The sequence below is a fragment of the Dyadobacter sp. HNCC25DJ187 genome (assembly GCF_056895255.1).
Window position 1 is genome coordinate 826,082 of record NZ_JBXHAT010000002.1, and the last position, 22,264, is coordinate 848,345.

Below are 22,264 nucleotides of genomic sequence, written 5' to 3' on the forward strand. Positions count from 1 at the left end.
TTTCCATACTATGGTTCAGTGTCAGGCTGATGCATGAGTCAAATTGTTGCTCAACGTCTGCCTGCCTCGTATTTGAAAAGCTCTTCAGGACTTACCTATTAGAACAGGATTACTGGAGTTTTTACCAAAATAATCTGGAGGATATCCTAGAGCAAAACAAAACTTATTCCGGAAAAAATCTCGCTAAAAATGTCCTGGAAAAACAACTGGATTATTTTTACTCCAATGCGGAAATGCAACAGGTGATCCAATGGGAAATCAGCGAAAAAAATGAAATATCCCGTGGTATATCCGATGGCCGCGAAAGATTGGGAGAAGAGATGCTTGGGCTGACGGATACTTACTTCAAAAATTCAGAAGTTAACTTTCGGGCGTTGCTAGCCTTACAGATTGCAGGTATCTATTATTTTGTTCTTCATGCGAAGATTAACGGAAGCACATTTTGTGGAATTGATATTAATAAAGAAGGCGATATGAACGAACTGCACAGAACACTGAAACAGGTTGTTGACTGGGGTTATGAAAAGGCGGCCAGAAAAATGGCCTGAAAATTTGATAAAACGTGGTTATTGTTACTATTCTCTGCCCTTGCATCTGAAATGAAGTAAGGGCAGTTTCATTTAGAACGTAATACCAGGCAATTCCAGCCACAGAGTAAGCTCAGTATTCGTTTCTGACTAAGTCCCAGGCCAGGATCAGAAAGATCATAAGTAGGGCGGATAAGGACTCAGGCGTAAAGACGAGTTTTATCGCAGCAAATTCCGGAAGAAATGAAACACTACGTTAATTTTTTTGCCAGAAGTTAGCTTCAACTGATTACGAACCCTATTATGAAACAAGACAGCAATAAAGCCGACAGAAGTTATTAATTCCAGCCGGCTTTATTAAAATTCTTTAGACAGATGGCTTCCACCCATTTTCATATTCTCTGGACCAAAGTTTTTGCGCATCCTTGTCACCGAGGATATGACCATTTTTAGGATTTATTTGCAGGTCTCTGCCTACCCGCCAGGCAATATTACCCAATTGCATGGATACCACACTTTTATGACCAAGTTCTACATCGCAATTTGGGCGGCGGTTACTTTTAATAGCATCCAGAAAATCAGCGACATGCAAACTATCCATACCCAGGCTTGGGCTGGCCAGGTTTCGACCCTGTACCTCTGCTTTCTCCTGTGATTTTACTTCTTTTATAAGCTTGCCGTTCAGATCATAAACTGCATACTCGTCACCGCCTGTGTCCAGACTCCCATTCTCTCCATAGAAAATAACGCCCCGCTCAAGTCCCTCAATTTTGCGACCGTTAGAACTTCTTGACTCCCAAATAAGAGATACACGACCCGGAAAATCCATGGCAACTATCTGCGTATCTGGCGTTTCCCAGTCATCTTTGAACTCATATCTGCCACCTATTGAGCTTACACGGGTCGGGAAATCTACGCCGAGCCCCCAGCGCGCCACATCCACTTCATGTGTACCGTTGTTCAAAGCTTCACCGGTTCCCCAATGCCAGAACCAGTGCCAATCGTAATGAATAAGCCCCTCTTTATAAGGCATTCTAGGCGCTGGGCCCTGCCATAATTCGTAATCCAGCCAGGGCGGCACATTACCGGGTTTCAGAACCGTCGCTTTACGGTTGTTGGTATACCATGTTTTGGCAAGATACACCCTGCCGATTATACCTTTATGCAACTCATTGATCCCTTCGGTAAGGATGGGTGCTGAGCGGCGCTGCGCCCCCATTTGCACCACACGATTGTATTTACGCGCTGCTTCCACGGCCAGCTCCCCTTCTCTGGGATTATGACTCAATGGCTTTTCTACATACACATGTTTCCCGGCCTGACAGCCCATGATTGTCAACGGAGCATGCCAGTGATCAGGCGTGGCAATATAGATCGCGTCGATGGATTTGTCTTCCAGTACTTTGCGGCAGTCCTTTTCCGACTTTGGGGTCTGTACTTGTTTTGCATCCATTACGGCCTTGATTGCCTTTGGAATCGCTCGCTCATCTACATCGCAGATTGTGGCAACTTCTGTATTTTTTTGCCTGGCAATCGTTGCACCCATACTTCTTCCGCGGCTGTTGACGCCTATTGTGGCCATCCTTACAAGTTCGTTGGCACCAATGATACGGTTATAACTTTTAGCACTAAACCCAAAAGCCGAACCTCCAATGGTCATAGCGACAGAGCCCGCAGCTGCTATCTTCAAAAATTCTCGTCTGTTTTGCATAACCTATAATTCTTTGATTTTAATGTTTTTAAAGTAAACGTCAGCTCCGTGTTCCTGTAAAAGGATATGCCCCTTGTCTACTGTTCCGAATGCGGGTACTGATTGGTTGAATTTGCTCAGTGCAACGGCATCGGTGAACTGCTTTCCACCCCTTGTAAACTCCAGGATTTTGATCCCGTTGAGCCAATGCTCTACTTTCTTGTCTTTGGCCACAACGCGCATTGTGTTCCATTGTCCCGGCGCATTGATTTTTTTTTGCGATTCATCCGGTGGCATAACATCGTAAAATGAGCCGGTCAGGTGATTGGCCTTTTTATTGTCTGCCGCCAGCTTATCATCCAGGATCTGATACTCAAATCCCAGGTTTCCACCGTTTTCATATTTTGTAAAAAAGTACTTAATGCCGCTATTCCCTGCTACAGAAATATTAAAGTCAGCCATCAGCTCAAAGTCAGCGTATTCGTCCGCACTGATGATATCGCCACCCTTGGCGCCTTTTTTTGCAAATAAAGTCCCGTCTGTAACTTCCCAGCCTGCCGGAACAGGTGAACCGCTGACCGTAGTCCAGCCTTTGGTACTTTTGCCATCGAACAGCAGCACCCAACCTTGTTTTTTTTCTTTATCGGTTAACAAATTGGCTTTCTGAGAAAACCCTGATAAGGGAATTATCAGCCCACCCAGAATACTGCTTAATATTAATTTTTTCATCATGTTATAGTCAAATTAGTAGCCTGGATTTTGTTTGATTTTTTCAGGGTTCGACTGAATCACCTGCAAAGGGATAGGAAACAAAAGCATATTGTTGTTCCATGCACCCGGATCAAAGCCGTTTTGTTCCTTTTGCTCCTGGCTCATTACCACCTGCGCACGCTCGGTACGCACCAAGTCGAACCACCTGTGGTTTTCAAAAGCAAGCTCAACGCGTCTCTCTTTTTCAATCGCGAGTAAAAATGCCGCATCGGATACAAATGGTTGATAGTCAGCCAATGCTCCCGTTCCTGCCCCGGGAGTATTTCTGGCGCGCTGACGGATTTTGTTAAGATACAGAAGTGCAGTCTGCTGTTGTTTTCCCTGCCGTACCAACGCTTCGCTGTAAAGCAGATAAACGTCGGCAAGTCTTAATTCAATCCAGTTGTTATCATTGTCCGGAGCCACAGAAAAGGAAACATCGTAGTATTTCTTCACATACTTTTCGTTGATCCTTGTACCGCCCGGATCAGATACATATCCGTCGCTCATCGATATCGTTTTTCGTGGATCGCCTGCTTCATATGCTGAAGACATCGAGGGTGTCGGTGCATTAAATCCGGACTTATCCCCCACCAAAACGACTTCCTTATTTGAAAATCTGGGGGCGAAATTATTGCTCCACGGACTCCCGGTGCCGGTCCCTCCTTTTTTATATTGTATTTCAAAAAGTGATTCCGAATTGTTTTTGTTGGTCACACTGAAAATCGCTTTATAGTCTGATACCAGCGCATACTGCGCATTATTAATCACTTCAAGTGCTTTTGCTTCGGCCAGTGCGTAATAAGAAGCTCCTTTTTTCAGCGGATAGCCTGCCATGGTCATATATACTTTTGCCAGAAGACCTTTTGCTGCTCCCTGTGTTATTCGGCCTTTATCGTTTGTAGCATAGATCAATGGCAGATTCGATTCTGCAAATGTGAGGTCCTCAACAATGAAATTATAGATCTGTTCGGCAGAAACCCGTCCAAGTGAATAGGCTTCTTCTACTGACAACTGCTTGTCCACTTTGGGCACATCTCCATAGACCCGAACCAGCCAGAAATAAGTCAGTGCCCGCAGGAATCTGGCTTCTGCTTTATACTGTGATTTCAGCTTTTCATCCCGGAAGGCAACAGCATCAATTTTGTCCAGTACGATGTTGGCACGCAGGATCGTAACATAGCTTCGGTTCCATAAGTCCAGAACGTTTTGATTATCAGAAAGCAGAATATCACCGAAATTATCAATCGAAGTCATGTCCTTGGAGCTGCCCGGCACCCACGAAAACGTGGTGTTATCGGAACGGACTTCGCCGGCAAATATATAAAGCTGGTTATAAACATCGCGTAGCGACGCATAGGGGGACATAACGGCCTGATTCATATCCTGCTCGGTTTTATAGAAATTACCGGCATTCATATCTGAAATTGGCTGAAGATCTATGAACTTGTCGGTACAGGAAAGTGAGGCTGCCACCAGCAGTGCGGCTATAATATATCGTTTCATTTTCAAAAGAAGTTAAGGGGAGTAATCAAAATGTGACGTTAACACCAGCAATCACAGTCCTTGCAGAAGGGTAACCCAGGTAATCACCGCCTCTGGACAAACCGGATTCGCTGCTGGTTTCAGGATCAAAACCCGGGTATTTAGTAAAGGTGTAAAGGTTTTGCCCGGTTACATACACTCTGAGTGCTCTTACTTTAATGCGCTGCATGAAGTCACTACGGAATGTATAGCCTAATGACACATTACGTACACGCAGAAACGAACCATTTTCTACCCAATAGCTGGACGGCTCTTTCTGAAGGCCTTTCGGATCACGGTTAGCACGCAGTATATCCCCTGATCCGGGCTCCTGCTCCGAACGCCACCGGTCTTTCAGTTTTGCAAGGCCATTTCTGTCACCATGATAAATACCGATCATCCGGTTAAAAAAGCTAAATAACTTCGCTCCCTGTGATCCTGTAAGCATCAGATTCAGATCAAACCCCTTATAAGAGAAGTCATTGCCAAAACCATAGATAAATTTTGGCTGGTTGCTGCCCAGGTATGTTTTATCTGCTGCAGTGATCTGTCCATCCTGGTTGACATCGATATACCTTGGATCGCCTGGCCTGTCATTGGCTAAATGGGGGGCCGCATCAAGCTCTGCCTGATTTTTAAAAATGCCGTCGTATTGGTAACCAAAAAAGGTGGCGATTGGCTGCCCGATAGTAGTGATGAAAGTATTGTTGGCATTTTGCGCCCCTGAGTAAATCGGTCGTTTGTCCGGGCCCAGTGCAAGAACTGTGTTGCGATTGAACGAAATGTTAAAGTCGGTTGACCATTTAAAATTTCTGGTTACATTTCTGGTTCTTACAAGAAACTCCATTCCTTTATTTTCTACTTTCCCAATGTTCTGCAATTGGGTCGCGTACCCACTGATGGTTGGAACCGGTACGTTCAGCAGCAGATCAACGGACTTGCTATTGTAAAAATCTGCTTCCAGACGGACCCTCTCTTTGAATAATCCGAGCTCAAGCCCCAGGTTCCATTGCCTTGTTTTCTCCCATCCAAGGTTCGGGTTTGGATAGTTGACCGGATTGACTGCATTGACCAGCGTTCCGTTCAATGGATAATATCCGCTCACCGTGCGGGCAATAGACTCGTAGTTACCGATTTTGTTGTTTCCCACCAATCCCCAGCTCCCCCTGATTTTCAGTTCACTGATCTGGCTGATGTTCTGTAAAAAAGGCTCGCTGCTTATTCTCCATCCGGCTGAAACGGATGGAAATGTGCCCCATCGGTTTTCTGAACCAAACCTGGACGAACCGTCCCTGCGTATGCTGGCCGAAAACAGGTATTTGTCATCATAGGAATAGGTCAGACGACTCAGATAGGAAATCAGTGAATTCTCGTCTTCCCTGCCATCTCCGCCAACAACCTGACCACCTTTGATATTACGCACAGCGTCGTTGGGAAAATTCTGAGCGTTAACACGGCTGTATTCCGAGAAAGATTTCTGGGCAGAAAAACCTGCCAGCAGGTTTACCGCATGCTTTTTAAACGTTCTGCTATAATTCAGCGTGTGTTCATTAAGCCAATTGGCCCCAAGCCAGCTTTCTGCCCTGGCAGTGGCGATCCGCGGCGCGCGTGAACCATCCACATCTACAAAAGAAGGCTGATAGAATTTCAGACGTCTGTTTTCCAGGTTTCCATTCAGGCTTACACGATATTTCAGCCCATCAATAATCTGATAATCAGCATAAACAGAGGCAATCACAGCATTTTTTTTGGTAAAATTGGTCACATTTTCCGCAATACTGACGGGATTGGAAACATCACCTGCCCATATTTCCGGATTCCTCACTTGCGAGCCATACGTCCCGTCTGCATTTCTAAGCGGATAGATAGGGGGCAGATAAAGGGCATAGGCAATCGGACTATCCTTACCGTTGGCCACTTCATTGTTTTCCGCGTAATAGGCACTTACCGCAACACCCACTTCCAGTTTCCGGGTAACATTGGTTGTCAGGTTTGTTCTCAGGTTATACCTTTTAAAATCGGTATGTATCTGGATTCCTTCCTGCCTGGTATAACTTCCTGAAACTGCATATCTGGTTTTTTCCGACCCGCCATTTACCGACAGTTCATGTTTTTGCGTCGAGGCTGTTCTGAATATTTCATCCTGCCAGTTAACGTCAGCAAAATTGCCAGGATCATTGAAGCTTTCCGGGATAATGTAAAAATTGGCATTGGTGTATTTGGACCTTACTTCATTGGGGTCATTAATTGTATGCGGCGCATTTCCAGGCATCGGTGTTCTGTCAAGCCAGGCCTGATTATGGCCGTCTTTAAAGAACTCCAGATATTCTTTGCTGTTCATCATATCAATCTTGCGCGCCACTTGCTGTACACCATAAAATGAGCTGAATGACACCCTGGGTGCTCCCGCAGTACCCTTTTTTGTCGTGATGATCACCACACCATTAGCCCCACGAGAACCATAAATCGCTGTGGACGAGGCATCTTTTAAAACCTGGATATTTTCTATATCAGATGTATTGACGAGTGAAAACGCGCTGCTGTCGATAGGATATCCGTCGATAACATATAGCGGCGAACTATTTGCAGAAATAGATCCCGTACCCCGGATACGAATGCTTAACCCTTCCCCGCCAGGTGCTCCGTTGACCTGCTGCACCTGCACACCGGCCATCTGCCCCACAAGCGCTTCTCCATAAGACACGGATGCCGCTTTTGATACAAGTTTATCAGCAGATATGGTAGCGATTGCGCCGGTTAAATCCGCCTTCTTCTGCGTACCATAACCCACTACGACTACTTCATTTAACGATTTGTTGTCTACTTTTAGAGAAATGTCGATAATAGTCTGATTTCCAACTATCTTCTCCTGAGAAGCATATCCTACAAATGAAAATACCAGTGTGGACTGACCGTCGGTCACATTCAGGGTAAATTTCCCGTCGGCATCGGTAACAGTGCCCTTTTGCGTGCCTTTTTCAACGACGCTCACTCCCGGCAGTCCCATCCCGCTTTCATCAACTACTGTTCCTGATACGGGCTGTTCCTGCTTTTTCGGTATGGTCAATACCTGGTCCTGGGTATTAAGCATGATCTGTCCGCCAATTACCCGGTATGAAATATTCAGTGGTTTTAAAATCATATTAAGTACTTCTGACAGTTTACGGTCAGAAACCGCCACACTTACTCTTCTGTCAGCCTTAATCGTATTGGAACTATACACAAATTTCACATGGGCAAGTTTTTCAATTTTATTAAGGACTTTACTGATCTCCGTATTTTCCATTTTAATGGAAATCGAATGGTCAAGCAAATCCTGCGTAGCCAATTCTCCGGCAAATACTGATGAGATGCCCAGCACGATCAATAATGAATGTAGCAATGTAATCCGCATGACTCGTTGCCATGGAGCATAATATTGTATTGGTTTTTTCATTAAGTTTGAATGGTTTTGTTAAGATTTAAAAATTTGACAAAATCCTCCCGATCATCTTTTCAGATGAGAACTGGCTAAGTTTCAGAAAGGGAAAAAAGACAGGGCCGGATGTGGTCTCAACACATTCGGCTCTTTTACTACGCCGGTGACTTCAGAACATAGTTATCATGGGGTTTAGAAGTTAATTACTGGAACAGCCTTTACCGCTGAGCAGGATCTTGGTACCAAGTACTTTATAGCTCGCATTCACCGAGGAGCTGATCAGGTCCAGTTGCGTAAACAAGGGTTGTTTATTGATATCTGCGGTAAAGAGGCATTTTTTAAGTTTCTCGTTTTCAAGTACGATCTCGATCCCGTACGCCTTTTCCAAAAGATCTGCCACCTTGGTCAGCGGCGTATCGGAAAAGACAAAAGCTCCGGCATAAGAATCAAGCATGACAGGCTCACTGACAAGTCCGGTCACAAAAGATTGGTTTTCGCTGGTATAACTGACACGTTGGTTCGGTACCAGGATCACGCCGTTGTCCCTGTTTCTTCCCGTGCCGTATGCATCTGCATCATGCTGAAAAACAGACACCTTACCTGTTACCACAGATACTTCCACTACACTGCTGTCATCGGCTGCGTCAACCCAAAAGCTAGTACCCAATACCTTGGTGGCAATAGCGCCCGTGTAGACGAAAAATGGATGCTCTGCATCTTTCGCGACATGGAAAAAGGCTTTTCCGGTTAAATAGACCTCCCTCTTTTCTGCACCGAACTGCAAAGGATATTCGATGCTGCTTTGGGGTGAAAGATTTACTGTACTGCCGTCTGCAAATGTCATGAACAACGGTTTTGTAGTATTATTCCTTTTGCTAACCATTCCTTCCGCTAACTCCGATGCGACTGATTCATTACCAATACGACCGGACTGCTTCAGCTGGTATCCACCCCAAAGCGTAATGATAAATACAGCTGCTGCCATCCATCTCCAGTTTAAGCGTAATGGAAGTGTCTTTCCTGTGAAAGACGATGTGCTCCGGCGGTTTCTCTGAATTGCATTCCATATTCTTTCTTCAACCTGCTTATTTTCCTGATGAGAGTGAGCCGTTTCATTCCCGTCAATAAGCGCAAACCACTGCTCCACCAAACGCTTTTCCTGTTCGGTACAGTTTCCGGAACGGTAATTGGTTAACAATTGATGGAGGTAATGCTTGTTCATGATCCCTGTATGTCTTTTCTATAAAGACTGGGAAATGTGCAATAACCGCAAAGCTGAAAACAAATTCACTGAATATTTATATACACATCATACCATATATAAAATATTCTTTAAAAAATTATATTGAAAAATATAGACAGACAAATAGCAATAAACTCCCTGAGCAGAATTTTGAGCGTTCGCAATGCTTGTGTGATGTGATATTCGACCGTGCGTTCGGGCAGATTCAGATCTGCGGCTATCTCTCTGACAGTTTTACCTTCAAACCGATTCAGCAGAAAAATACTTTTGGTTTTATCCGGCAGTCGCGCAATCGAATTTTGCATGATTGTTTCCAGTTCCTCTAGAAAAAAAGAATATTCCGGATCTGCCGCGGGTTCGATGGTATCAAGCTCTGAAAAAATTTTTTCCTTATAATGATCAATGACCCTGTTTCTTACACAAGTAAACAAGTAAGTTCTCAGGTTTTTAATTTGAAGCGATTGCCGCCTTTCCCATATGGTAACAAATAAATCCTGAATGATTTCCTCTGCAACATCCGTATCATGGGTTTTCAAAAAAGCAAAATCATACAAAGGTTGCCAATGCCTGCGATAAATTACCTCGAACGCCGAACGGTCATCATCTTTAACCCGGTTTAAAAGTTCGGTATCGTCCTGGAGTGGAAGCTTCATGGATCAGTGGCGTAACTATTCAAAATCGATACGCTAATATCCCAACATTTTTAAGAATATTCTATATTTCTCAATAAAATAACTAAAAAAAAACCAACTTCACGATACATTTTTACGCTGTAACAGGTAATAGTGCAATGTTAGATGATCACAAAAATTAAACGGTAATACATAAACGTTCTTACATTGGTCACCTTTGGTTATTGTTCCATTGTATTTGGAATAGAGGTTTAATGTAAGCGTCTGGCCTGTCATCTACCTGATCCGATTAATAATTCTGATTTTTGGGTGAAAAAAGGACAAAGTGAATCCCAACAAAGTTGTCAGCATCTTTCCCATCTTTGGCTTTGGAAAGATCGTGGCAAAGAATCCGGCTCTTTTGCCAGGAAGAGTCGATTAAGTACTCGACATTTCAGGTGCTGAATCAGCCGAATCGAATATGGCCCTTTCTTCCAGAAATAAATGGATAACCCCGAAACGAAGGTACTTCATCCTTTGGCAGAGCTGCGGCTAGTGGAAAAGGTACACTGATATTTTAGGAGTTACCCAAGCCGAGATGGAAACAAGTACTATATAGTAGTCTTAACCCGATGTTACCTTTATCCATTATCCATACGCTACTTTCTACACAGCCGTATATGCGCTCCGGCCGCTTGGTGGCGGACCACTTCAAGCTAAAAAGGGGACTTATTTCAAACAAAAGATTGTAAAGACGGTGGATCGAAAATTCATGGATTGCCCATTTTAACGTGTCGAACGTATAATTTATCTATTTGTGCAGTTTAGGTATCAGGTAGGGATTGTAAGTGTAATTGAAAAAGAATTCATTCTGCTCAAGAATACATGTCATCAAAAGAATTTGAATAACTTTTAGATATGCATAAAACTGCGGCTTAACATTTTGCCCTCTTTGTTGCAGCAATTCCAAAACCAATAAAACCTATTATTAGAACTTAACTCCTAAACACCTTCTTAATAGCCTGATGATACGCTAAGTGTATTTCTATTATTGATTTTAATCGTATGAGACGATAATTGATGACAGATCAAACCTACTAGAATTAATGTCCCACCAATCAAGAAAGCAGAAGCATCTGTGGTAAAACGCTTATCATCGATACCCTTGTTAAAAAAATCCGCCCCTATGTAGATTAAACCGCCAATTGGGAAATAATAAGCCGCTTCACTAATGAAAGGGACCCGTCTTGAAACCTTCAATAATCTTAAATCATTAAGCATAAATTCCTTTTGTCCGTTAATGGCATTGAAATCACAGGAGATTGTAAAAGATGAGTCGGTAATGCCAAGAATCTCTGCTTTAAAGCGCTTCTTATCATTTTTAATCTTGAAGTTCAAATACTGCCCGACTACGAACCGGTAGCGACGGAATCGGCCAATCGTTGGTGCTTTATTTAAAATCAGATACTTTTCTCCGACATCGGCAGGGATACTTTTGTATTTGTCCTTTTCAAAAGAAGCTGCTTGGCTGGCAACTGGCAGCTGCTGGCCACAAGCGTTTTGTATACCGGTAAACGAGTAGCCTACAATAAACACATGCAGTACGAGCGAAAGTATTTTTTTTATCATTAAGTGCGTCGTGAGTCCTTTGTAATGATGTTCGCTGAATGCCACGTTAATGTTGCAGATTAATCTTAAAAGTGACTATCTATTTGATAGTATTGGTTTTAAGGTATTTATTAAAGTGTGATATTGTATGGGTAGTAATGGTTTGGTACACTTTAGGAGCAGGGCACTTTCCGGATAATCTGACAATAGTTGGAAATGAAGAGAAATCTTGATGCCCGGCAGAGTCAATTTTTAAGACTCGCCTTATTTTTTTAACTTTTATTAAAAAGTTATAGATAGAATCTTTCTCAGATCTATTCGGTTCAGGGTTACTCTCTAACCGTAGGTAAGGCACCGACAAACCTGTTTTCTTAAAGAAGGGTGTATTGACAATATATTCAAAATCCTGATCCTCTGATTTTGAATAACCATAATGGTGAACCTCAGAACCGTCTAATGACACCATAGCATCAACGCCTTGCCGCCGCATGGCCCAGATGGTTCCGGCAAGTCCGCCCCAACTGTAACCTAATACACCAATTTTTGCTGTATCTATCCCAGCAATGAGTTTTAAACGGTTCATGATTTGATCAGCATCCCTGACCTGCTGCATCAAGTCTGCATTTTTCATCGTCATATCTCCAGGATAACGGCCAATTGAGTTAACACAAGCAATGATATAGCCCTGACTAGCGAGAGATTCAAAAAGCAGGTAATTCTCATAACCCATTGAGCCGAAACTTGCAAAGTAGAAGACGAGAGGGAATGGCCGGGATACTGGCTTGGCCTGATTGTATGTATGGGTAGGGCTTTGCAAAAGAAGGGCCGGTTGAGAACAGCCAAAATCATCACAAAATGACTTGGCAAAAGTTATGGGTAAACCGTAAAACTTCTGAGGAGCGCTGTAAAAATTAGCCCTGTCTTGCAACAATTGTAGAAAATACCTGAATTTCAGCGTTGAATCAAATTTACCCGGTCGGGCTGGGTACCACAGATCAATATCAATCGGTCGAAAGTACAAAGGATCGCTTGGATCGACACCTGGCCTGTAAGTTCTTGAACTGTCAACAAATGACATAGTTCGGTACCCTATCTGGTAAACCATTGTACTGTCCACCGACCTTTGGCGGGTATCATGGTCTGAAGTGCAGCCTGCCATTATTAACAAAACCAGGCATGCAGGAAGGTGAACAATTTTCAGCATGAGCCTTTAAATCTATTGTTACTAAAGATTCCCCGTTTAAGAAGGTATTGCTTGATTCATGAACTTAGCCTGTATTTGCTAAAGAGGCTGCACCAAGAACTCAAAATTCACCAGCCTTTTACCTACGGAAGTTTCCATAGCCAATCGAAGCGGATTGATTTCTACCTTATCGGATTTTATTAAGCCACTCTTTGCTAGTTTTTCCTGTGATGAAAACAATAAAGCCCGATTAAATAATTGGCCTTTTTTCACATCAATCAGTGGCTCTAGCTCGCATAATTTTCCATTAATCCCACTTTTAGTACTTAAAAGAACATTATTGATCCAAACCCGTTCGCCCTCTTGGACGTCTATGCTTAATTCAACTCTACCTCCAGTAAATTTTTCAATTATTTCAGTCCTAAAAAAGAGGTATCCATCATTCATGTATAAATTGGTAATGCAATCCTTACCTACTCCTCGGTCAATCGTGTTTTCAAATAGCGTACGATCATAGCGATCTCCAGGTTCAACACCCAGTAATCTACTAAGCTCGTCATCTGCATGTAACTTGTTGCCAGTCCACGTGATTTCTGATATGACAGGCGCAGAAGCCGGAGCAGAGATAATCCCTTGCTGGTAAGGTAGATTACTTTTTTGCTCATCGATGCAGGCAGACATTGACATCGCTATGCCAATAGTCGGAATCAGAAAAAGAAGTTTAAAACTTTCTGTAATGTTGGTCCTGGATTTGTGCAGCATAGTTAGTCGGCGAAAAAGTTGAGAGTTTGAAAAGGTATGTGTAATACGATTTGCGGGTACGCCTGAAGCTAGCTTAACCAATAGCTCCTGATAATCCGATGTTTTTTGAAGTCCTGATAAGGCCCATCGATCAGCAAGAAATTCATGGACATCCCTGATATTCTTTGCAAGCTTTCTTGCAAATGGGTTAAACCAAAAGATTACGTTGACAAATTCAAAAATCACATTATCTATGGTATGCTTTTGCAGTACGTGTGCTTCCTCGTGCCGACGAATAGCCGCTTGCTGCTGAGTTGATAATAATAGTGTATTAATATTCAAATAGATGTGTCGGCCAAAGGAAAAGCTTGGCATTCGTTTTTGTGTCCAGACGGTAGCAATATGGTCATGCTGTACTAATTCTGCCTCTTTTTTTATGATCCGCAGTTGATTGAAAGCCCTGTAAGACCGTATTAGCATAACCATAACACCCGACCAGTAAATTATGACTATTATCAACCAGAACCAATCAAAAGACCGCGTGGGAATAGTGGCTTCAACATCCACGTTATTGCCATACTTTTCAATACTGTTTATGAATAGCATGTTGAATTCACTGCCCCTGCCCTCATCTGCTGACACAAGCAGTTTGCCAATCATTTTGGATGATACCAATGGGAGTATTAAACAAACACAAGTACCGCCGATGAGTATAAGTCGGTTGATTTTAAAAAATGTCCAGCTCCTAAAGAAGCTTACATAAACCATCCATAACATCATCATCGAAAATGAAGCTTCAAACAGCCAAGTGAAAAAGGCCTTATCGCTTAGTATCATCGTCTGGCTTTGTTTGTTTTATTTGCTTGATGGCTCTTTCTATTTCATCTGCCGATAAATCCTGTTCTTCCAGCATAAAGGAAAGAACGTTGCTAGATGCTCCATCAAAATAATTTGTGACGAAGTTTCTGAAAGTGAAACTGCGATAGGTCAGTTTTGAGATTACCGGAAAATATTCGTGTGTTTTTCCATAGGCCTTATGGCTTACAAAGCCTTTCTTTTCCAGGATTCGTATTAGCGAGGATACTGTGTTGTAAGGCGGTGGCGTTTTACCCATGCGATCAATAACATCCTTAACAAACCCATGTTTTATATCCCATAGGATTTGCATGACGCGCTCTTCTGTTTTTGTTAGTAACTCCATACCGCAAACATATAACGTATTTTTCAGTTATACAACTTTATTTTACGTTATATAACGCATTGTGCAGTTACTCGACGATCGTAGTTACATTTTAGCTGGCCAACAACTTACTCTGTTTCAACAAGCAGGTGTAAAGAATAGCCTCCCATTCAATTTTGAAAGCAATCAAGTCACAAATCGACCACTAGGTCAAATTAAGCATGCTCTCCTTCAATAACCGTATAACGATTTCTAAGTATATAACCGGCTTGAGTCACTTTAAAAACAGCTAATTAACCTGTACTCAGCATGTAGATGAAAATTTCTTCTGTGAACTTAAGGGGTAATTCGCATATTTTTTCCAACATCAGATTGCCGTTGTAGGACATTAAATTTGAATGTCACTTTACACAAAAAAAGCAGACATCTTCTGGCGGCTTTAAAAACTTCTTTACTCCCCGCATAGGCTCTTCACAGGATTCGTCAACGCTGCTTTGACACTTTGAAGACTTACGGTTAGCAAGGCAACTCCTGTTGCCAGCACACCTGCTACCAAAAATATCCATAACTTGATGTCAGTTTTATACGCGAAGTCCTGTAGCCACAAGGTCATAGCGTACCAGGCAAGGGGCGAAGCTAACAGAATAGCCAGACCTACCGGCCTGAGAAAGTCCCTTAACAATAGCATGACGACGCTGCCAGTGCTGGCTCCCGCCACTTTTCGGATACCAATTTCCTTTGTACGATTTTTTGCCGTGAACATCGCCAAACCCAATAGACCTGAGCAGGCAATACTAATTGCTACTACAGCAAACCAACTAAACAGATCGGCTACCCGTTCATCCGATTCGTACTGCCTTTGGAAATGATCATCCAGGAAAAAAAATTCAAATGCATTACCGGGAAATGCTTCCTGATAGTCTTTTTGAAGCATTGCGATTGATTGCCCCGGATGATTGCTCCGTAATCCAATCGTCAAAAAGCTACTATTCCAGGGTATATGCTGAAAAATAATTGGACGATTTGGCGTTTTTAGGGATTGCTGACGGAAGTCATTGACGACGCCGACAATCTTCTTAGGTATCACGTCGCCAATTTCCTGATTGATTGCCTGTTCAGCGGATGCAAAACCAAAAGTCTTCAAGGCGCTTGTGTTAATAATAACTGATTCGTTATCAAGTGCTAAATCCTTGCTAAAATTTCGTCCCGCCAGCAGCTTAATGTTATATGTCGGTATAAAATCTTCATCAACAGCTAACATATTACACAGTTTAAAATCGGTGGTAGCCTGATGGAATCGTTGCCATTCTGCTGTCCAGAAAATTTCCTGCCCCGGAACTTCGGAGGAAGCAGTTACGTGGCGGATATCGGTATGCGATAACATCCGGTCTTTAAAAAAGAGAATGTCATTGGTAAAGCTGCCTGTTCGTAATATTTTGGGGGCTTTAACTATAAGCTGCTGGTTAATATTCATTCCCAGATCTTGCTGCTGCATAAAAGTAAGCTGTTGATTAATGACCAGTGTAGCAATAATCAGGAAAATCGAAGCTGTAAATTGAAATACTACTAAGGATTTACGGAAAGATTCACCTCCAGTTTGCTTAGGTAAATACCCTTTTAAAATTGCAATCGGTTTAAACGAGGAAAGGACAAAAGCAGGGTAAAGTGCAGAAATCAAAAACCCGAAAAAAATTACAGTTAAGGATACGATCCAAAATAAGGGATTCACGAGCATCGAAAAGCTACCGGTAGTCTGAATCCAGTCAGAGAAGATTACCAGCACGAGTGAAAACAGACCAATTCCGATGCACACAGATAACAAGTTAAAACCGAGAGACTCAAGAAAGAATTGCTGCATCAGTTGTCTTTTTTCACAGCCCAGTGCTTTGCGAAGACCTACCTCCTTAGCTCGTTCAATACCTCTGGCCGTGCATAGGTTTATAAAATTAAGCCAGCCTATGGCTAAAATCAGAAAAGCAACCAGAATAAGCACATAAACGATTCCAATTTTGCCGTTTGGTTCGATTTCTGATGCTGTTTGAGAGTAAAGGTGAATGGAACGCAGGGGTTGTAAAGTGAAAGTCTGCCTGACATTATATTTCCTTAATCGTTTACCAATATGCTTTTCTATTACACCAGACAGCCTACCCTCCAATGCATTTGGCAAGGTACCTGGTTTAAGTAACAGATAGGTATAAAAATTAGCCCAATACCAGCCCCCAGTGGCAAACTGCTGATTTTTAAGTAGATTCTGAATAGCAAAAACAAAATCGAAATGGATATGACTGTTCACTGGAATATCAGCAAACACCCCTTCCACGATGTAGTCACCTCCCTGCCAGTCTGAACTTAAAGAAAGCGTTTTGCCAATCGGATTTTGCCGACCAAAATACTTCCGGGCCATCGTTTCTGAAATCACAACCGACTCAGGCCGACGCAGCACCTGATTGGCAGCACCTTTTAGTAACGGGAACGAAAATACATCAAACAAAGAAGAGTCAGCATAAAATGCCTTTTTCTCATGATGGCTGACCAGTTCTCCCGATGGTTTTCGGTAACTGATCATACCATCTGCCCGGTGAAGCCGAACAAAATTCTCAACCTCAGGAAAGGTTTCTTTTATGGCCGGAGCTTCGGCGTGATAGCTGATTGTACTGCTGCTTGTAAGAATACCCTGTTTATAATCATCGAGTCGGATACGATAGATGTTATCTGCGCCGGTATGGAATTCATCATAGCTAAGCTCACAGAATACATATTGCGTAATCAAGAGAAAGGTAGCTATACTGACAGCTAAGCCGAATATCATAATAGACGAAATTGCCTTATTCTTTAACAGATTACGCCAGGCAACTGTGATGTAATTTTGTATCATAGCCATCGTGAATTTAAATAAGACAATGAGATTATGTCGTATCTTAATGATTACAAGTTAAATATATAACTTATTTATTAGTTCACAAACTATACCATTAGTTAACCGACGAAATCAATCTGTTGCTATAGAGCCTTTACATTCTCTCAACCTATGTTTGGATAAATCAGCCTGGCAAAATATCTCTGTTAAAGTATTGCAAAGCAATTCTGAAATTCACCAAGGACAGGGGCCGGGCTGATTTTGTTATGGTTACTAATCAGAAAAGGTTATGCTACGTGTAAACAATGCTTTCTCAACATGCTTTTTTAACGAAACTGGAAGTGTCAAGTCAAAGAAGAAAAAATTAGCCCGTCACAATTATGATAACACCTAGCCAATTCGAAGATGCTCAAATACTAAGAACAGCACTCACATAATTATCTGGTCAGCACTTTGCAATTAGCAGTATCAGGAAACGATTTAGTCAAGGATACCGGTGCAACCTTTGAATTTAAAATCGATGGCCAAAGGACACATTACAATACCATTTCACACAAGAGCAGATCGCCATGGTTTATATAGATGATGAGAAGTTCCATCGAGTCTGTATAATGATAATAGAAGAGCTGCGTAAACAGTATCCTCATGTCAGAACTAGAACAGTGATCAGGACCTTCACGATGGTGAGGTAGGAAATGAAACTACGGTCTAATTTATCTGCCATCTTTACGAAGAATTACCTATTTGGGACCTTTGATAAGTTATTAACCCATGATCTGCACCTATTACGATACAATCGTAATCATTGATCGGATACATCATACATTTTAGTCTTAACTTAATGACTTGAAAAAGAATAAGCCTACAGGACTTGGCCAGAAAAAAAGCCAGAATAATTACATATGTCTAAGCAAACCACGAAAAAGAGGCCCTCTTACCTGAATTTCAACCCGGAAGCATATAGCTGGAAGCCGGATGTTGATTACAGCCAACATCCCGAATTATACCGTGTTGGCAAAGGAGAACAAGGTGTATTGATATGCGAACCTTACAAATCGGAGATAGGTCAATTCTGGCGGTTCAAGACGAAAGCGATCGCTGAGGAAAGTAGCGAAAAGATTTATGGATTATTTCTGGATTATCTGGAAAAACAGGATTTTGTGGGGGCGGACATGGCGCGTAAATATCTGCAAATGGGCTTTACCCGAGCCCGTCGATATGCTAATTACAAAGGAGGTAAGAAATATGATAAGGATAAAGACTACCAACTCCGTGAAAAAGGAACGGGCCAGCAACAGAAGGCGCAGGCTGCTGCTGTTTTTTATAGCAAGTGGAAAGATGCCGAAAAAAATTCAGTTTATGCCCGTTTGAAACGCGATTGGAAGAATAATTATGGTTAATAAGAAATGGCTTAATCTTTGGATTTGGAACGACGGCATCTGTCACTACAGTATTTGACTTCTTCCCAAACCTTTTCCCACTTCTTCCGCCAGGTAAATTGCCTACCACAAACGATGCAGTCCTTATGGGGCAAATTTTGTTTTTTAACTGCTTTCATTCTGCAATCTTGTCAATCATCCCATTGAATATAAAATAGTGAAAAGGCAGTACCGCAAACCAGTAGAGCCGGCCACCCAGGCCTAATGGCCGGAATGTCGCGGTTTGTTTTATCTGGTCACCTTCGATACGGAATTCCAACCATGCCTCGCCGGGGAGTTTCATTTCGGCATACAAAAGCAACCGGCGCTCTTCCCTGTTGGCATAAATGACCCGCCAAAAATCCAGCGTATCACCCGTCGCGACTTCGCGCAGATTTTTCCTTCCCCGTCCCAGGCCCACCCCACCGAATAGCTTGTCGAGAAAACCACGGAATTGCCAAAGCCAGTCACCGTAGTACCAGCCAGATTTACCACCAATAGCAAAAATCCTTTCAGTTGAGCGCGAAACGTTGGCAGCTCGGCGCGTTTTTTTATCCTGATAAACGCCAAATTGCGGAGGACTCAACTGTTTGTCGACCATCTTTTTCGAATAAACGCTTCCCCAGGCATCTTTCCAGCTGGAAAGCACCAGATTTTGCTCAATTTTGTCAAACGCAATACTGATTGCCTGCTGATAGCTGACCGGTACAATTCCCAGCTGCTGGCAAAGATTGTTTTGCTGCGCTGTTACATCCACACTCATACTATCTACCAGATTTTTTGCCAGCACAAAAGAAGTGGAAGTAACAAGATAAAGCCAGTAGGAAGACAATTTCGGCGTCAAGACCGGCACTGTAAAAATATGCCGCTTCAGACTGCGGGCTTCGGCAAAACCCAACAGCATCTGTTTATAGGTGAGAATATCTGGTCCATAGATATCAAAATGTCGGTTATAGGTAAATTCCTTAAATAGCACTGACGACAAAAGTTCAATTACATTCCGTATCGAAATAGGCTGACAGCGGGTATGAAGCCATTTGGGTGCTACCATAACAGGCAGCTTTTCGACAAGGTCACGGATGATTTCAAAGGAGGCGCTTCCTGAGCCTACTATGATTCCCGCCCGCAATGCAGTCAGCGGAACGCTACCAGAACCAAGAACCTCTTCCACTTTTTTTCTTGATGAAAGATGCCGCGATAATTTCTGGTTGTTGACAATCCCTCCAAGATATATACATTGACGGGCCCTAGTGCGGCCTAACGCTTTAATGAAATATTTGGCCGACTTTTCTTCACTGGCAGAAAATTCCCCTGCGGCCGACATGGAATGTACCAGGTAGTAAGCTGCGTCGATATCTTCGGGGATCGCAGAAAGTGTGTCAGTATCCAGAAAGTCCACTTCAATCACGGTCAGCAAATGACTGTCCCCGAACCGGCCTGTGTCAAATCTGGACTCATCCCTTACTGCACATACCACCTGATGGCCCTGCTCCAAAAGCACTGGCAGCAAACGCTGGCCGATATATCCCGTAGCTCCTGTGAGTAAAATTTTCATTGTTTGTCAATGTCTGATATAGATCATTGATGATAAGATTACAAAATCCTTGCCTGGCTGGCTTTTGCTCTCAACAATTCACAACAATTGATCTACGGAAGTGCTACTGTTTTACCAGAAAAAAGTAGATATGATAGATCATCTAACTCTATCTGACCAATTTTGCCGGGACTTCAATGCTTGTCAGATCTGAAGCTGCTGACAAATAGGCATGTAGCTAACAGGTTGGCTGGAAAGACAGCCATGGAAAAATAGTGTTCATCGAACAGCCTCATCCGCTCTGAGAGCTTTTAGCATACTAGTAGGTATTTTCGTTTCAGACAGGTAGTCAGATTTTTTTGACTTATTGCAAGCCTTGATTGATTAAGCGAATTTTGTTCATTCTCTTTAAGAGAGCAAACCAAATCAGACAACAGTGCAAAAGAATAAGCTATCAGAATTGAGTATTCAAGATTTAGTAAAAAGGAGAAATCTATTAAAAGGGGTTTCCATCGGCATGGGACTTGTCTACATGGCTGCTATAGCTATAGTCATTTATCTATTTACTTCGAAGGGGTTTAAGAATGTTTCCTATGCTGCCCTGATCCCTGTTTTCGCGTTTCCTGTAACTTTCATACCGGTATTGTCAAATATGAGCGGTCTTGATAAAGAGATTAATTCCAGAAATTCAAAAATCTGAATCAGGGTTTCAGCAAGAATAATAAATTTTTCGGTATGCTATCAGGACAGACATGCAAGCAAGAAACCTTGTATTGTTTCACTTAAGGTTGAAGCAATACTAAAATTTCAATTGATCGTATTTGTTTTGCGCTGAAAAATAACCTGAAATTCCTGCCACCAGAAAAAATCTCAGTCTGTACCCCGGTTTTACAGTTTCCATTCATCTGTCCACTCCACGAAAGGCTTACCATTTTCAAAACTGATTGGCAACCAGATGTAGCGACTGTCCATCAGATCTTTGGGATTCCACTTGTCAGCCATAAAAATGAATGTATCCTTTTTCCCTTGAACCGGCTGAATGTAAGTAGACTGTCCGCCAAAAGTTTTCTCTGCAAGAGGTCCTCGCAAAGGATCTCCGGAAGGTTTCCAGGGACCGAATAAAGACTCTGCCACATGCAAAGTAGCGGCATTGGGATCCCAACCCGTGCATCCACTGGTGATCATAAAATATTTACCATCCTTTTTAAAAACAGCCGGAGCTTCGCGGTGATTGCTGAATAGTAACGTATCAGCCGTAGTTGCACTCAGATAGTCATCCGTCAGCTTAGTTACCCGTAGATCGTAGTTTTCTCTCGCCGAATAAATATGATAAGCCGATCCGTCTTCATCAACAAACAAAGTCATGTCCCGCGACATGTGTCCGTTGGGTCTAAAACTCTTCAAATACTTGTAAGGGCCCGTCACCTTATCGCTGATCGCGACTCCGGCACGCGCCGCGCTATATCCTTTACCCGGCAATTCAAGGTGAAACCACATCACGTATTTTCTGGTCTTCGCATTGTAGATTACCTTAGGTCGCTCCATGATGCCTCCGGCTGCAATCTCACTTTCCGGATCCGAAGATTTTGCCAAAGCCAATCCTTTGTTAGTCCAGTTATAGAGATCTTTCGATGCATACACCGTCACCCCCTGCGAAGCATGTTGGCCGCGCTTTTCGCCAAACCAATAGTAAGTGCCCTTATCGTAAAGGATTCCGCCTCCATGCGCATTGATAAGTTCACCTTTATCATCATACCACAGCTGGCCAGGTTTAAAATTGGCCAGCTGTGCATTTTGGGCATGGACGCCATTGATGGAAAACAAACTGCATAGCAAAAGCACAGCGTATATCTTAAAATGAGTTATCATAAGTAATTAAGCTTTGATTGATATAGTTAAAAAATGAGAGAATAATCGGTTTTAATGTCACAAACAGTAAAATGGCAGGAAGCCAACCACTGGAACGGCAGTTGGCTCTGT

The 22,264-nt window shown here is 42.6% G+C and carries 16 protein-coding genes; 2 read left to right on the forward strand and 14 right to left on the reverse strand.

The annotated features are described in order from the left end of the window. The first annotated feature begins 29 nt into the window (after positions 1-29). Positions 30-548, forward strand: coding sequence for a hypothetical protein (locus tag AC1XUE_RS14460; protein ID WP_483356691.1), 519 nt, complete (start codon positions 30-32; stop codon positions 546-548). A gap of 346 nt (positions 549-894) precedes the next feature. On the opposite strand, the gene AC1XUE_RS14465 is transcribed toward AC1XUE_RS14460, so the two are convergent. The 11 genes from AC1XUE_RS14465 to AC1XUE_RS14515 form a co-directional block, all read right to left on the reverse strand. After that, positions 895-2,238, reverse strand: coding sequence for a Gfo/Idh/MocA family protein (locus tag AC1XUE_RS14465; RefSeq protein ID WP_483356692.1), 1,344 nt, complete (start codon positions 2,236-2,238; stop codon positions 895-897). Positions 2,239-2,241: 3 nt separating this feature from the next. After that, positions 2,242-2,949 (reverse strand): 3-keto-disaccharide hydrolase, encoded by a 708-nt coding sequence (locus AC1XUE_RS14470; protein WP_483356693.1) that lies wholly within the window; start codon positions 2,947-2,949, stop codon positions 2,242-2,244. Positions 2,950-2,961: 12 nt separating this feature from the next. Continuing rightward, complete coding sequence (locus AC1XUE_RS14475; RefSeq protein ID WP_483356694.1) at positions 2,962-4,473, reverse strand: RagB/SusD family nutrient uptake outer membrane protein; 1,512 nt, start codon at positions 4,471-4,473, stop codon at positions 2,962-2,964. A 25-nt stretch (positions 4,474-4,498) separates the two neighbouring features. After that, positions 4,499-7,927 (reverse strand): TonB-dependent receptor, encoded by a 3,429-nt coding sequence (locus AC1XUE_RS14480; protein WP_483356695.1) that lies wholly within the window; start codon positions 7,925-7,927, stop codon positions 4,499-4,501. Between the two features lie 181 nt (positions 7,928-8,108). Next, positions 8,109-9,131 (reverse strand): FecR family protein, encoded by a 1,023-nt coding sequence (locus tag AC1XUE_RS14485; protein ID WP_483356696.1) that lies wholly within the window; start codon positions 9,129-9,131, stop codon positions 8,109-8,111. Positions 9,132-9,241: 110 nt separating this feature from the next. Further along, complete coding sequence (locus AC1XUE_RS14490; RefSeq protein WP_483356697.1) at positions 9,242-9,805, reverse strand: RNA polymerase sigma-70 factor; 564 nt, start codon at positions 9,803-9,805, stop codon at positions 9,242-9,244. Positions 9,806-10,777: 972 nt separating this feature from the next. Next, positions 10,778-11,437, reverse strand: coding sequence for a hypothetical protein (locus tag AC1XUE_RS14495; protein ID WP_483356698.1), 660 nt, complete (start codon positions 11,435-11,437; stop codon positions 10,778-10,780). A 34-nt stretch (positions 11,438-11,471) separates the two neighbouring features. After that, a complete protein-coding gene (locus tag AC1XUE_RS14500; protein WP_483356699.1) occupies positions 11,472-12,188 on the reverse strand; it encodes a dienelactone hydrolase family protein in 717 nt (238 codons plus the stop codon). A 465-nt stretch (positions 12,189-12,653) separates the two neighbouring features. After that, on the reverse strand, positions 12,654-14,132 hold the full coding sequence (locus AC1XUE_RS14505) for a M56 family metallopeptidase (RefSeq protein WP_483356700.1): 1,479 nt from the start codon (positions 14,130-14,132) through the stop codon (positions 12,654-12,656). Next, on the reverse strand, positions 14,116-14,496 hold the full coding sequence (locus AC1XUE_RS14510) for a BlaI/MecI/CopY family transcriptional regulator (protein ID WP_483356701.1): 381 nt from the start codon (positions 14,494-14,496) through the stop codon (positions 14,116-14,118). Before AC1XUE_RS14510 ends, AC1XUE_RS14505 begins: the two co-directional genes overlap by 17 nt. 430 nt (positions 14,497-14,926) lie before the next feature. Beyond that, the gene (locus AC1XUE_RS14515; protein WP_483356702.1) at positions 14,927-17,350 is read right to left on the reverse strand and encodes an ABC transporter permease; all 2,424 of its coding nucleotides are present in this window, start codon (positions 17,348-17,350) and stop codon (positions 14,927-14,929) included. Between the two features lie 884 nt (positions 17,351-18,234). Here AC1XUE_RS14515 and AC1XUE_RS14520 point away from each other — a divergent pair. Further along, positions 18,235-18,732 (forward strand): DUF4385 family protein, encoded by a 498-nt coding sequence (locus tag AC1XUE_RS14520; protein WP_483356703.1) that lies wholly within the window; start codon positions 18,235-18,237, stop codon positions 18,730-18,732. Between the two features lie 11 nt (positions 18,733-18,743). Here the strand turns inward: AC1XUE_RS14520 and AC1XUE_RS14525 are convergent, their stop codons facing one another. From AC1XUE_RS14525 to AC1XUE_RS14535, 3 genes are all read right to left on the reverse strand, one after another. After that, complete coding sequence (locus tag AC1XUE_RS14525) at positions 18,744-18,890, reverse strand: DUF2256 domain-containing protein (protein WP_483356704.1); 147 nt, start codon at positions 18,888-18,890, stop codon at positions 18,744-18,746. Beyond that, positions 18,887-20,305 carry an SDR family oxidoreductase gene (locus AC1XUE_RS14530; RefSeq protein WP_483356705.1) on the reverse strand — a complete coding sequence of 473 codons (1,419 nt, stop codon included), beginning with the start codon at positions 20,303-20,305 and terminating at the stop codon, positions 18,887-18,889. The genes AC1XUE_RS14525 and AC1XUE_RS14530 overlap by 4 nt, the downstream gene beginning before the upstream one ends. Positions 20,306-21,172: 867 nt before the next feature. Further along, positions 21,173-22,153: a glycoside hydrolase family 43 protein gene (locus AC1XUE_RS14535; RefSeq protein WP_483356706.1), complete on the reverse strand. Its 981-nt coding sequence runs from the start codon at positions 22,151-22,153 to the stop codon at positions 21,173-21,175. Positions 22,154-22,264: the final 111 nt, after the last annotated feature.

Coding starts and splice junctions, on each gene's coding strand:
- AC1XUE_RS14460 (WP_483356691.1), top strand. CDS start 30: ATGCATGAGTCAAATTGTTGCTCAACGTCTGCCTGCCTCGTATTTGAA.
- AC1XUE_RS14465 (WP_483356692.1), bottom strand. CDS start 2,238: ATGCAAAACAGACGAGAATTTTTGAAGATAGCAGCTGCGGGCTCTGTC.
- AC1XUE_RS14470 (WP_483356693.1), bottom strand. CDS start 2,949: ATGATGAAAAAATTAATATTAAGCAGTATTCTGGGTGGGCTGATAATT.
- AC1XUE_RS14475 (WP_483356694.1), bottom strand. CDS start 4,473: ATGAAACGATATATTATAGCCGCACTGCTGGTGGCAGCCTCACTTTCC.
- AC1XUE_RS14480 (WP_483356695.1), bottom strand. CDS start 7,927: ATGAAAAAACCAATACAATATTATGCTCCATGGCAACGAGTCATGCGG.
- AC1XUE_RS14485 (WP_483356696.1), bottom strand. CDS start 9,131: ATGAACAAGCATTACCTCCATCAATTGTTAACCAATTACCGTTCCGGA.
- AC1XUE_RS14490 (WP_483356697.1), bottom strand. CDS start 9,805: ATGAAGCTTCCACTCCAGGACGATACCGAACTTTTAAACCGGGTTAAA.
- AC1XUE_RS14505 (WP_483356700.1), bottom strand. CDS start 14,132: ATGATACTAAGCGATAAGGCCTTTTTCACTTGGCTGTTTGAAGCTTCA.
- AC1XUE_RS14510 (WP_483356701.1), bottom strand. CDS start 14,496: ATGGAGTTACTAACAAAAACAGAAGAGCGCGTCATGCAAATCCTATGG.
- AC1XUE_RS14515 (WP_483356702.1), bottom strand. CDS start 17,350: ATGATACAAAATTACATCACAGTTGCCTGGCGTAATCTGTTAAAGAAT.
- AC1XUE_RS14520 (WP_483356703.1), top strand. CDS start 18,235: ATGTCTAAGCAAACCACGAAAAAGAGGCCCTCTTACCTGAATTTCAAC.
- AC1XUE_RS14525 (WP_483356704.1), bottom strand. CDS start 18,890: ATGAAAGCAGTTAAAAAACAAAATTTGCCCCATAAGGACTGCATCGTT.
- AC1XUE_RS14530 (WP_483356705.1), bottom strand. CDS start 20,305: ATGAAAATTTTACTCACAGGAGCTACGGGATATATCGGCCAGCGTTTG.
- AC1XUE_RS14535 (WP_483356706.1), bottom strand. CDS start 22,153: ATGATAACTCATTTTAAGATATACGCTGTGCTTTTGCTATGCAGTTTG.